11 protein-coding genes are annotated in these 12,745 nt (G+C 57.9%); 8 read left to right on the forward strand and 3 right to left on the reverse strand.

Annotation, left to right across the window (positions count from 1 at the left end; genetic code table 11):
* The first annotated feature begins 3 nt into the window (after window positions 1-3).
* From E9536_RS25950 to E9536_RS25975, 6 genes are all read left to right on the forward strand, one after another.
* Window positions 4-543, forward strand: a complete 540-nt coding sequence (locus E9536_RS25950) for a PAAR domain-containing protein (protein ID WP_059689124.1) — start codon at window positions 4-6, stop codon at window positions 541-543.
* Complete coding sequence (locus tag E9536_RS25955) at window positions 543-1,358, forward strand: hypothetical protein (protein WP_136471145.1); 816 nt, start codon at window positions 543-545, stop codon at window positions 1,356-1,358. Before E9536_RS25950 ends, E9536_RS25955 begins: the two co-directional genes overlap by 1 nt.
* 113 nt (window positions 1,359-1,471) lie before the next feature.
* On the forward strand, window positions 1,472-1,708 hold the full coding sequence (locus E9536_RS25960) for a hypothetical protein (protein ID WP_168799571.1): 237 nt from the start codon (window positions 1,472-1,474) through the stop codon (window positions 1,706-1,708).
* 3 nt (window positions 1,709-1,711) lie between these two features.
* Entirely contained in the window at window positions 1,712-2,056 is a 345-nt protein-coding gene (locus E9536_RS25965) for a hypothetical protein (protein WP_136471150.1), read from the forward strand.
* 822 nt (window positions 2,057-2,878) lie between these two features.
* Window positions 2,879-5,521, forward strand: a complete 2,643-nt coding sequence (locus E9536_RS25970; RefSeq protein WP_168799572.1) for a DUF2726 domain-containing protein — start codon at window positions 2,879-2,881, stop codon at window positions 5,519-5,521.
* A gap of 53 nt (window positions 5,522-5,574) precedes the next feature.
* Entirely contained in the window at window positions 5,575-6,099 is a 525-nt protein-coding gene (locus E9536_RS25975) for a hypothetical protein (RefSeq protein ID WP_136471156.1), read from the forward strand.
* A 396-nt stretch (window positions 6,100-6,495) separates the two neighbouring features.
* Here E9536_RS25975 and E9536_RS25980 read toward each other — a convergent pair whose 3' ends face one another.
* Together E9536_RS25980 and E9536_RS25985 are read right to left on the reverse strand one after the other, a co-directional pair.
* Entirely contained in the window at window positions 6,496-8,787 is a 2,292-nt protein-coding gene (locus E9536_RS25980) for a hypothetical protein (RefSeq protein WP_136471158.1), read from the reverse strand.
* Window positions 8,788-8,799: 12 nt separating this feature from the next.
* Window positions 8,800-10,086 (reverse strand): hypothetical protein, encoded by a 1,287-nt coding sequence (locus E9536_RS25985; protein WP_136471160.1) that lies wholly within the window; start codon window positions 10,084-10,086, stop codon window positions 8,800-8,802.
* 433 nt (window positions 10,087-10,519) lie between these two features.
* On the opposite strand from E9536_RS25985, the gene E9536_RS25990 reads away from it, so the two are divergent.
* Complete coding sequence (locus tag E9536_RS25990) at window positions 10,520-11,896, forward strand: SIR2 family protein (RefSeq protein WP_136471163.1); 1,377 nt, start codon at window positions 10,520-10,522, stop codon at window positions 11,894-11,896.
* Between the two features lie 154 nt (window positions 11,897-12,050).
* A complete protein-coding gene (locus E9536_RS41575) occupies window positions 12,051-12,254 on the forward strand; it encodes a hypothetical protein (protein ID WP_119566610.1) in 204 nt (67 codons plus the stop codon).
* Window positions 12,255-12,366: 112 nt separating this feature from the next.
* On the opposite strand, the gene E9536_RS25995 is transcribed toward E9536_RS41575, so the two are convergent.
* On the reverse strand, window positions 12,367-12,735 hold the full coding sequence (locus E9536_RS25995) for a hypothetical protein (RefSeq protein WP_211097495.1): 369 nt from the start codon (window positions 12,733-12,735) through the stop codon (window positions 12,367-12,369).
* Between the last annotated feature and the right edge of the window lie 10 nt (window positions 12,736-12,745).

Below are 12,745 nucleotides of genomic sequence, written 5' to 3' on the forward strand. Positions count from 1 at the left end.
AGCATGAGGCGCAGCTACTTGATGGTGGGCGACAAGTCGTCTGCCAACGGAACGGTGATTGAAGGGGTGCCTATGACGACCCATCACGGCACCGAACCGACCTTTCTCGGTGCGCAGGTGACTTGTCCGGCCTGCAAATCCGTCGGCCGTATTGTCCCGACGGGGCCACGCTGGCCGGGTTCAATGATGGGTAAGGAGCCAGCGCTGGAAGGTGACATCTGCGCCTGTAAATGCGACCCGCCCCCGGTGATGATTGCCTCTCAAACCGACATGTACATGACCTTCGAGAGTAATCATTTGGCCGACCTCGGTTTTGCGCCAAGCGGCGAGCTGATTGAGCACGCGTTCAAGACGCACGACCAGCACTTTCGGATTATCAACAGCGACGGGGAGCCAGTGGAAGGGTTGCCTTACATGCTCAAGAGCGCGGATGGAAAAACCGTGCAAGGCATTACATCAGCGAACGGGAAAACCGAACTCATCTCGGCCGACCAAGCGCATGATGTCCAGTTCTTTCTTCACTTGGCGGGAGGGAGTGAGTAATGCAACTGGCCAACGCGCTGATGACCCCCAAGGACGAACGTAAGGCCGTCACGGTTCAACACAAAATCTACTGGATTCACCGGCATGAATGGAATGCCCAGTGGATAGCTCAATACCATGCTGCAGTACCCGCACTGGCCAAGGAAATACAGGCTCGAAAGGTCGATATGTCGAAGCTGGAGAGCGAACCCATCGACGGGTCACCTACCGGTGGAAATGACACGAACCGATTTACCTGTGAGGATTTCGCCTTCGAAATTCTCATTGAGTTTGCCTCCCGCAACAAGTTGCCCTTGAAAATCAAGACCGGCTCCGCGGTCTTTAAAAACATCGACATGGACTATCAGTCCGGAAACAAGACGGCTCCGCCGACACCGGCTGGATTTGCTCTTGATGTTGCTTATGCCAGCGGGGCGCCCGACGTGCTGAAAAACTCGCTTCCCGTAGCTGACAGCAACCTGTTGCCGGGCGACCTCTTCGTCGAATTTAACGGCGGGCATATCCAGGTCGTAACCGGGGTGGGTCCAGGGCACGTAGAAATCATGCAGGGCAACTTCCCTGGACCGGGCGAGACACCTCGCCGAAAGTGGACAAGCTATCTGGAACTCGGTCCCTGGATTCGCGCGACGAATACTGGCAACCGGGAAAGCTCGAACTACCTGGGCTCCCCTGTTCAGAATGCCGTGTACGAGCAGCGCAATGGCAAGTGGATGTATCAGCGTCTCTACGGCGACTATCGAGACTGGGACGCCGATGTCTGGAGAGGCATGAACAAGCACGTGCGCTGGAACTTCGCCGAGTTCAACAACCTATGAAACTGAGACTTACCATCGCGGTGCTTGCTGCGCTCATGCTGTGCTACGTCGTAGCTGGTGCCCCCTCTATCGGATTGCTCTTTAAGCCTTCCGTAATAGGAGGGGGCCTCGCATTGAAGCCAATCACCTATCACTGGGCTAACCGACTGGACCGCGCGATACCCGACGCGGAACTGCTGGCGAGCCGTTTTTATGTCTTGGTGTTGGCCGCCATCAGCTTGGCAGCGGGTGGATTGGTGTTCCGCGGCGCGCGCGACGGCAAGGGCTTCGCATTTGTGCTCGGGTGGGCCGTTGCATTGCTCGTCATCCTGCTCTATGCGCAAACCGAAGCTTTCTATACGGTCGGCTAACCTATGAAGAAGTGGACGCAAATCGTGCTTGCGACAGCGGCATCCATTCTCTCCCTGACGGGCATGGTCTTCAGCGTTGGTGCGCTGCTCTCCCTCAAGAGCGTGGACCAACTCCATCGCCTACTGAGCTACGACTACCTCAGCTTTGTGGATGGTCAGACCGCCGGCGGCCTGGCGACCGACTTCTTCACGGGTATCGCGTTGGTGCTCATCGGGAGCATTCTGTTCACCAAAACGCAGCGGGCCGGCGACGTGGGCAAGGCGGTAGCCACCTTCCTGCTCGTGTTCATTGCCTGTACTCTCATCTACGCCTGCCTGAACCCTCGCATCGGTGTTCGGCCGTATTGAGGGGGCTGATACTGCGTTCGCGTCATTCTCGCGTTTATAGCGTGATGCCTACTGACGCCCGTGATACGACGTGTTGTCACGGCCACGGGGAGCCACGACAGCAACGTTGTGTTCACTCGCCTTCGGGAAATGGCCATAGAAGAGGAAGTACCACTGAATGGTGTGGACGACGACGGCGCGCTGTTGTGGACCGATGCGAGCGGCTCAAAAAAGAAGCTGACCAGAAGGGCACTGGCGGAACGCCTGCGCTCTCTGAGCAAGCGGGGTAAGGCAGGTTAGGGCAGGCTAAGGCAGGGCTGGGCAGGCTGAGGCAGGCGTCTATCGGAAAACGCAGCGACATGCAAAAAAATCCGTATCACCTTCAACAAGCGCCAAGAGGCGGGACTGTGATACGAGATGAGCGAGCAGCAACCGAGGGGTAGTTCGGTAAAGGCGGTGCGGGGAGCGTGCCCAATACGACGGCGTATGTTCTCTGTCATGGAAATCGCAGCGCTCATCGACGCGTGCAGCAACTTTATTGCGCAGCTCGACGCGCACCGGTGCGGTGCCGCTATCGTCCTGGCGACCGTCGGCGTGGCAATCGTTGCAGTAGCAGTAACGCTGTGCGAAGGACGGTCATGTCGGCAAAGGCGGTCAAATTTTTCCTCGGAAACACGCCGGAAGCGGCGATAGACTGAGGCATCCGCATGCGACCCGAGAGCCGCGTATGACCGCGGATGCCTGCGCCGGCTGGTCCTGCGTCTCCGTGCGCGGCACGCTATGATTAGCGCCCAGGTTACAAGCTCGATTGGCTTTGTCTGTCTTCCCCTAGCGGAGCACGCAGTGACTCGCCACAAGAAGAAACGTACGGCGCCTCAACCTCTCAAACTCGCCAGGCCGGTAAACGAGCGGGGCGCGACAAGCGAAACCTCGATTACCGTCGATGAGTTCACCCGGGAAGCAGAACTGCGGCGCAGTGAGGGCAACTGGGCGGGGTTGCTCGAGCTGGGGGCGATGCCGATTTCGGCCTTTGCCGGGCAAGACCAGGAGCATGCGCATGTGCCGCTGCTTCTTTGCAAACTGCGTGGGCTGACCCAGCAGAAGGAATGGTATTCGGTCAGTCGGGACGTTTCGCCAGTCGAGTTGCTCGAGATACTGGAAGAACTGCGGCGACGTGTGCCGGACTTCCACCTGAAGCCCGAATTCGAGTTCTACTATAGCCTTGACCCGTATGAGGTGAAGGGGTTGACCCGGGCGCTGGATGTCACGGTGCAGGCCTTTGCGCGGCACCCGAGTGCAACCTTGCTGCGGCATCTGCGGCGAGTGGTATTGCGCCTGCACGCAATGCAGGGCGATGACTGGGAGCAGGACTACACCGAAGAGGAGCGGGTCGCGCTTGACGGGGTGCCGGCTTTACTGCCGATTTTTCAAGACGCCTGTCGCGTGCTCGAGCAAACTGGCACGTCCGAGGAGGCTTTGCTTGCCCGGATATACCGACTCGATGCGACGTCGCTGGATGTGGCGCCCGACGAAGTCGAAGCCCTTGTCGCGGAAATCCGTGCGCTTCCAACGCCGGAAATTGCACGGCTCGATGCGCCGCACATGGATTCCGGCCCAAACGGCTCGCTCACGGCGCTCGCGTGGGCCTTTCTGGTTGACCTAGCTCATACCGGACGAGACGGCTGGGGCGGGTTGGATGCCCGCTATCCGGATAGATTGGGCTTCGGTCTGTGCGACGGCCTGAAACTGTTGGTCAAGGCTGCCATTTCCACTGGGGAGGAAGCTGACCGGTTGTTGATTGCGGGCGTAACGCGGCTCTGTGCACAACCGGATGACATCCGGGACGAAAGCGTTCCCCCGTACTTGTACGTCTCGGGCGACGCCACCGAGGTGCTCGAGTGTGGCTTCAGCCTCGCGTCGATTCCCGACTTTGTTCTCCGGCTTATCGAGCACGCCCCTGCTACATTGCAACGCGGCGACGCGCTCTTGACGCTTTATCACGTACTGGTGGCGAATAATCAGTACTCGCTCATTGGCGAATATGCAGACACCCCTTTCGCGCTACCCGAGCTGGACTGGTTGGCAGAGCAGTCGTCGTCCTTTGCCTGCTTGCTGGCCAGCGTCGCGCCGACTGACGGCCAGCGCGCGTTTTTCGCCGTCCAGTCGTTGCGTCGGTATATCGAGCGCGGTGAAGCCTATCCAAGGCCTCCGGTGCTTGACTGGAAAACCACCGAACGCGAGCTGTCGGTCGACGAGCCTTCCGCCAACCAGATTCTCGCGGAGATGGAACGCGTGCTTGAATTGCGCGCGCTGATGGATGACAGTCACCGCAAGCGCTGGCACGACCTCATGGCACCGGTGCTTGCCGCGGCGGCCGAAGCCTACGCAGACCTAGGTGCCTCACCTGCGTACCAGGTGGCCCAGGCGTTGCGCGATGACCTGCTCGATACGGCTCCTCTAGTGCTGGCCCAGCTCGAATACAAGGTGGGTGACACCGCCCAGGCCTTCATGTCGTATGGCAGCTGTTTTGGTGGCCCGAATCAGGCAACCGCTGCTTCCGCCATGCAGGCGTTGATACAACAGGCGACGACGTCTGAGTCGTTGCGCCACTTCCAGTCAGTGCTCACGGAAGGGCCTTGGGCGAGCACATATGCGGCCGCAACGGCGCCGCTCGTGCAGAGCGTTCGCACGCGGTTGAGCGAAAGCGAGAAGCAGGAGCAATTCGAAAAGACGGCGCTGGCGCGCTGGCCGGCGCTGAGTCCCCAGGCCCGCAAAGTCCTCGCCGTGCTCGATACAGTCAACAGCTTTGCGAACTTCGAAGAGCTGGGCACCTATGCGGGCATGAGCGGGGAATGGGCGGGCCGTCACTACCGCCGGCTGCTTGCCGATGGCATGATATTCGAGACTGGCAACAGCTACCGCCTCAATCTGCATATCCGGCCGCTTGTTGCGCAGGAATCCCGGCACACCGTCATTTCGAAAATTATCCGGTCGGGTGGGACCAGCGCGGCCGTCAAGCAGGTGTTCAACAGCGAACGCGAGCACACCATCTATCGGGCCATGGTACAACTGTGCCCCAACCATCTGGTGTTCCCGAACTGCTCGCTGCAGAGCATTTTCAGCTACGAGCGGATGAAGGAGATGGTCACCTCCGAGGAGTTCTCGTACTACCTGATGGCCAGCGTTGACCTGGTCGTGGTGTCGACCACTACCTACCTGCCGCTGCTCGCTATCGAAGTGGACGGCATCTATCACGACACCGAGAAGCAGCTCGAGCGCGACGGCAAGAAGGACCGCATCTTTGAAGCGGGCGGCGTACCGCTCATGCGTCTCAGGCCGGTGGGCAGCCCGTCGGCCGACACCATTCGCAGTCAGGTGGCCGAACATATGGAGGAGCTGGTGCGAAGCGTCCGGCGGGATATGCCCGGCTACCAGCAGGCCGTTGCGTTGCTGGAGGACCTGACGGGCCTGGGGATTGGCGGTTAGCCGCCCGCGTTAGGCGCCGACGCGCAGCAGCGAATCAGCACGGAGAAAGCACAATGCTGGAAAACAGACCAAAGATTCTCGTCTACAAAAGAACGCACACGGGCGACCCCAACGAAAGCGGCCTCTTTGGATGCAATGATTGCATGGGACAGGTACGGAACTGGAGCTTCGACCATGTAATCGGTATTGGAGGAACGAGCCCCTGGCGTGGCGACGAAGGAATAGCGAAGAAAGTGAATTGGGTTGGGATGGGCAGGAAAGCTTACGACGTCACTCCAAACGGGCATGCAATATGGGCCTTTGAGCATTTCATTCTGCTCAACGAGAACGGGCCATTGCTTCAGTCAGACTACCCACTGCTTTACGAGCATATGCTGGAAACAAATCGACGCGTCATCAAATCTGACAGCGTGTTCGAAGATATGTTTGCGGAATTAATGACTATCTTGCATCTTGCGAGTGGCGCTCCACCATCGCCGGTGCTTGGTAAGGGAAAAATCGCGACAAAGCAATCTCATTGCCCTCCCCAGGTTCCCTCAACAAAATGCCAGAAGCCAAAATTCTCTTCCTGCGGGTAGGAATCGACCGTGGCTGCGGCGGTCGGCTATCTCCCGTCGAAGCCGACGGCAAATTTGAATACGTGCCTATTCCGGAAGGTGCGCCGGTACACAATGCCCTGAGATACGCCGACATTCCGTCGCGCCGGGGCGGCACTCTCGCGCAAGTTATAGGCATGGATGCATCGGTTGACGCGCCCAATCCGATGAGTGGACAAAGAGTCGCGGCCCAGGACAGCTAAGGCGGCCTACCTTCTGACAGTCGGACATAGCAGAGGGGAGGCCGGGCCGTTGCACCGCGGTCCACGTGTAGCAAGCATCTGACCCGATGTGACGCGCAGCTGAGGGATTGGATTTGGGAACCCAAGTGGGGGCTCCGTCGACTGCGCGGGCATAGTGATACCTACCTGCGTGTGTTTATGGAGAAAGCGGTCGCGCCAAGACGGCCAGCCAGCCGGCGAGGCTCGAGCATGCGTGTTCAATTTGGGGAAGGTCGTCTCGATGCAAAGTTAGCTTTTTGAGCCGGAGAGCGAGAATGAACTCGGGCGCTGCGCTACCCGCTGGCGATTTGTGCAGCTCGATGAATTTGGCAATCAGACGTGCCATATCACGGCTGGCTGCTCTATCAGCTGCGTAATCCAATTCTGACGGGTAGGCGGCGCGCAACAATGCGGACTGAATGGCCCCATCGTTGAAACGAGTGAATGTTCCCGGCTCAATCAGTGTTTGCTGAAACACACCGCTCCGAAGCGATGTTTCCGGGTCGCCCGAGCGGGCACGCCGCGAAGCCTCAAGAAATGTGGCGACTGTAAGCAGAACGCCCGCACCAAAGTTGCTTCCTTCCTGCGGATGGTCAACCTCCCACAGTAAAAAGCCGGCCGAAAGCGGCTGCGGTTCCCCGCCCGCTGATGGCATGAATGCCAATTCGTCCGACAGTCCGTTTGGCGCGCGCATCGCCTCTATGCGTTCGAGCAATCGCGGAGGGACATCAACATTCTCGGATTCGCAGGACTCGATGAATTCGTCAAGCAGTGCGGTCTCCTTGTCCCACTTGACGGCCTTGTCAATACGACCAACCGGCAAGGTGAAACCGTGCTTAAACCGGTAAGCGCTGTCGGCAGAATTGGACCCTATGTCGCTGGCAAGCTCCTTCAGCCTCGCGTCCGACTCTGGCAGTACAGCTAGGGCGATATATAGCCGGGGTCCGGAGCGCTGTACGATGCGGAGCATGGCACTTATCTGCTTGAAGACGAAACCATCGGAGACGATGGGGCTTGCGACAATCGCTGCCGCATTTCCCAGGAACGCGCGGAGGTCTTCGTCAGGGTTCTCCAATTTCATGTGGTCGACAACCCGAGTGTCAGTTCCCGGCGCACGCTCTTTCAACAATTCATCAATGCGCTTCGCTAAACGCTCATTGTGACGTTCCCCGCTCCCCAAGTCCTCTGGGTAGATGATGACAGTCGGTCCGGGCGCTGCATAGTTGCATATCCATTCTCGGAGTTTGCAACTGCCGTCGGCGCCCGGTGCTGCGTAGCGAGCAATCAATGCGGGAATGTTCAGTGATAACGACCACCATTTGCTACCAACAGCCTTTCGACGTCCGGCCAGTACGATGTGGGCGTCCGCGAGTTCAGCCAGGGTGCGCTTGTCCTTCTGAGCAAGCGACTTATGGGCCATGCGGACCACCTTCGGTCTGTTGTTGTGGCTCAGAAATCGCTCACCAATTACTCGAACGCTCTCCGCCCCGGCAGGCAAGCTTTTGACGTCCGGCTGAAAATCCGCGCGGAGGCCGTCAAGCGTGGGCTCACCAACGAGTTGTCGCGGTACACGGAACAGACAGGTCGACTGGGATTCGTCGGCGATACACTCGTCAACTTGACCATCGGATTGCAAGCCTATGAGGGTGACGACTGGAACCTTCTTTGATAGACCGAGCTTCGTTCGTACCTTTGTTTCGAGTCCGCCCGAAGTCGACGCCGAGATGAGAACGAATGCCGCATCTGGGAGTGGTTCCCATTCGGCTAGCCCTTCGTATCCGTGAAAGCTTTCGATTGAATATCTTCGGACGCCAGTCGCCGTTGTGCAATGCAGCTGCGTAAGCATTTGCGCCACGGGCCAAATCGCCATCGAATCGATGAAGATGCGGACGGTGGGTGAAGACTGCTCCTGCTCGCAGAAGCTAGAAAACTTCGGCAGAATGGCCATCGAAAGCAGTTCAATTTCGCTCGTACCGCTTAGCAAGGACTCTGCGCGCAGGAAGTGGCTTGCATAGCGCTCGGATTGTTTAGCGAAGAAGAACCCTGGCGGCGCCGCGACCACAACATCTCCACGTTGGCTTGCTTGCCTCATAAACTCTTCGGTTGCGCAAGCAAAGCATGAAGTTAGGTCGAGTCCATCGCCGGTATCGTCTTCTCCTGCTTCGACAATGCGCCCGGAGCAATCGAATCCAGCGATTGTTAGCTTTCCTTTGGCGAGAATGTCGGTATGGCCCGTTGCGGTTTTGTCCTTGACGGCCTTCCAAAGGGATTGTGCATGAGCACGCGACGCGACCAGCAACGTGCGAGGAAGCACGACGTTCGACTTGGACCAATCGCTGAACTTCGAACTTATTTCTGGCCAATTAGCCAGCTCTTGGCCAAGAAAGATGAGAACGCAATGCCGAAAAGCGCCCGCATAGCGCGCGCCAGAAAATGGAAAAATCAGCATCGTCGTTCCCCTTCAGGCCGGCAAGAGGATTGAGAAAGATGTGCCCTCGACGGCGCCGAGGGCTTCCTCAGTCCATGGTCGGAGGAAGAACAGCATTTTGCCGTCCTCCAAAAAGACGTGCGTCTTGTCTTCAAGCTGGAGATACGGCAACGAGATGTCCTTTTTTTCGGAAGTTAGCCTTCGCTCGATGTCTGAAATTGCTGAGCGCGTGCCGAACAGGAAGGAAAGTCTGCCAGTGCGCAATCGCATGAAGCCGTTGCGCTTGCGCAGCAAGCGGGCAACGGCGAAGAGACCTACTCCGCGATTCGTGTCGCCTGACGATGTTGCCCACTTGCGAAAGCAGGCGACGACGGCCTCTTCTTCCTCTGAGATGGGCAGCTTTCGAACGTCGGAAACCTCCCGTCTATCTTTTGCTCCGCTAGATAGCCAGCGGCGGGCGAGGCCGGGCCCTGAGTCAACAATCGAAAGCTCGACAAACGACAGTACGCGAAGGTCCTGCTTCCTGTCGCTACCTATGGCCGGGTGACGAACCGAGTCTTCGGCGAGGCTTTGGTGCAGGTAATTTCTGACATGAGTGTTGTCGCCGGAGAACCGCTCAACGCCGTCATCGTCTATGTCAACGTGGCGAAATGTGATTGCTCGGATGCCCTTCGAATAAAACACGCCACGTTCGTCAGTCCGCGCCCACCAGTCGGAGTTCTCGACAAGTTCGCGAGTGAGCTGAGTTGCCGCCTCAGAGATGTCGAGAAGCTTTCTTGCGGACCAGTCCTGTGCGATATGAGCGAGCGCAGCCTGGACGACAACACGAACTTCACCGAACTGCCGAAGCTTTCGGTCGCCATCGCTGCCTTCGTACAGTGGACGGATGAATTCTCGCGATGAGCCTTGCACGCAGAGCAAGTTGACACCCCCGCTCGAAGGATGAGTCCGCGGGAAATCGAACTCGTCCATCGCATCGAGATAGCTGCTGTAGACCTTCCCTTCGGAGCGTCCCATCCGCTGCCCATTGGTGTCGAGCAGTAGCTTTGCCATAACCCACGCGGCGAGTGCATATGGCCTTCCCAGGAGTTTTTCCAGGTTAGCTTTGAAGCCCGGTGCTTTGCAGTCGATGTCATCGAAGGTGGCTTTGCTGCCTGCACTTCTTCTCGCCCAAGTGATGACCAACTGCAGTAGGCCGGCGTCGGCAAAGAAGGACATGAAGGCGGCGGGTGCGGGTACTCGAAGTTCGTCCGCGTCCGGGCCGGCCAACTTCCGTATGGCTGCTTCTATGTTTTCAACGGTTGCTTCAGGAATTTCCATTTCAACCGCTCTCGCTCGTTGGACTGCGATGCGCCGTGCAAAGACCTCACCCGTCCAGGGTAACGCCACGATTGACTCAAGGTGCTACAGATTCGACGAGCGCCATTGCAAGTCGCCATTCTGGCATGTATTTTTACGTCACCGAACATGCGCGTCCCTTGCAACTTTTACCACGTTTCCTTAACGAGCCCAGACGAAGGGCGTGAGGCGAGAAAACACGTTGCGACTGTAGCTAGATTTCTGCATTGCGGACTGGCCGAATTTACCGTATGTTGTAATTTCTTTCTGGCGGCAAGTCAAATCGCACTACATGCTGACAGCTTATGCATGTAAAGCGTGAGAACGAATACGGGCTAGGGGGGCGTCTCAATGCGACCTCCATAGAATGAGAAAGGTAGCGCACGTCGAGCGTGTCGTATTCTCAGAGACCACCATGCCGATGGATTACGGGCGGTATCAGGAAGAAGTAAGGGCAGACATTGCGAATGTGCTGAAGCTTGCGGGCTGTCAGCCAATACTGTTTGTCGGGTCTGGGTTTTCGCGGCGATACGCCGACGCGCCGACTTGGAACGAGCTCCTGAAGAAGCTGGCCGAGAACTGTCCGAGAATTGACCATCCTTACGCTTACTACAAGCAGAAATTCCAGGACCAACCGCGTATCGCGAGCATGTTCGCGGAGGCATATCGGGACTGGGCGTGGGACAAGGGGCGCGCGAACTTCCCTCCGAAATATTTCAACGAGGCGTTCCCGACGGAAGTGTTCTTGAAGCATGCGACAGCCGCTATGCTTCACAACCTCAAACCGGTGCACGCGAGCCTAAAGGCGGAGCTCAGGGCGCTGCAGGCGATTAATCCGCACGCTATCGTTACGACTAACTACGACGAGTTGCTGGAACCGCTGTTTCCACAGTACGAGGCGGTCGTCGGCCAGACGATTCTGAAGCAGCCGTATCTTTCCATCGGCGAAATCTTCAAGATTCATGGCTCGGTCGCGGACCCGCTTTCGCTTGTGCTAACGCACGAGGATTACGAAGCCTTCGAAACGGACAAGAAATACCTGAGCGCGAAGCTGCTGACGTACTTCGCAGAGCATCCGCTGCTGTTTATTGGCTACGGCGCGAGCGACCCTAATATCCGCAGCGTGCTCTACGACGTTGACCGGATGATTCGCGCGGATTTCGCACTCGTCCCGAACATCTACATTCTCGAGTGGGACCCCGCAATTGACGAAAACTCATACCCTGCGCGAGACAGGGTGCTCGCGGTCGGCGAGAACCGGGAGATTCGGATTAAGAGTATCTCCGCGTCGTCGTTCGAGTGGGTCTACGAGGCATTCAGCAGCGGTGGCGCGCTCGAGAAGGTGAACATGAAGCTGCTGCGGTCACTGCTCGCACGCACGATTGACCTAGTCCGCAAGGACGTGCCGACCAAGAAGGTGGAAATCGATTTCCAGACGCTCGAACACAAGCTACAGGAAGGCGAGGGTGTTGCGACGTTGCTCGGCATTACAGCAATCGGGGACCCGGCGAAGGTCAACCTGCAGTTTCCGTTCACGCTGACCGAAGTTGCCGAGCAACTCGGTTTTAAGGGCTGGAATGCAGCACATCGCCTTATAGCGCTGGTGGACGAGCAGACAGGCTTCGACCTGAAGTCCTCCGACAACACGTATCACATCACGATGCGGACGGGGAAATCGAGCAGCACAAACAAGTATTCGCAGGCATGTGTCGACTTGTTGAGAGCAGTGCTAAACGGAGAGCCATATAAGCTGGCGGAGGATTGCGTCGTGGCGGCACAGAAGGCGGCATAGGCGGTTGTTGCCCGCGTACCAGTGGGCTCGGTCAGCGTGATTCCGGAGGCGCCCGTCAGCGTCGTTGACGGCTCGTGCACGTTGCTCCGCACGAGGTCAGGGTTGCAGGTGTTGTAGAGCAGTTCTCATGTTCAAAACCACAAGGAGCGCTACCATGAAGCAACCAGGGCTCGATGGTCGCCATCGTGACAAGGATGGGAAGATTGACCTGAAGCATGGCAACACGATGAACAAGAACTTGCCGAATCCCATTCCGGGCTTCGGGCCGAATACGACCCTGAAGGTGATGCGCGACAAGACTGGCAAGGTCAGCGAGAAGGACATCAGGGCGGTTATGGCGAAGAAGCGCGGGGGATGATAGAGCACGTCACGCGGCGGTCTGCCGTACGCGTAGCTTGTGATGACATGCATGCGCTCAGTGCCGTCGTGCACATAGCTGCGCCACGGCTTGGTGCTGGGGGTCGGGCCGACTACACGCGGACGCAATTCGGGTGGCAGATAGCTGATGACCGCTCGTCTGGCAATTGGCTCGCCCACGATGTCGTGGCCACCATCTCCACATCGGGGTAAGGTGCGAGCAACTCTGCTAATAGTAGCGCGAACTCCAGTAACGGGCGGCTAGTGTCGAGCATTATTTCGTCATCCTCGCCGATGTATGTGTTGCCGACGTGGAGCGTTCCGTCGAAATCGACGAATAGTGTCGGCGCCAAGTTGTTCATGACCAATTGAACGGGTACTTCGGTCAACCAGTCCCGAATCCGCTGGTGTGCTTCTGCATCAGCAATACTTCGCTGGTCGTCGAGCAAGATGAGATGTGGCTCGAGGTTGAGAACGCTCATGTTCAGTTGA

Source organism: Burkholderia sp. LS-044 (genome assembly GCF_004803625.1).
Classification (GTDB): domain Bacteria; phylum Pseudomonadota; class Gammaproteobacteria; order Burkholderiales; family Burkholderiaceae; genus Burkholderia; species Burkholderia cepacia.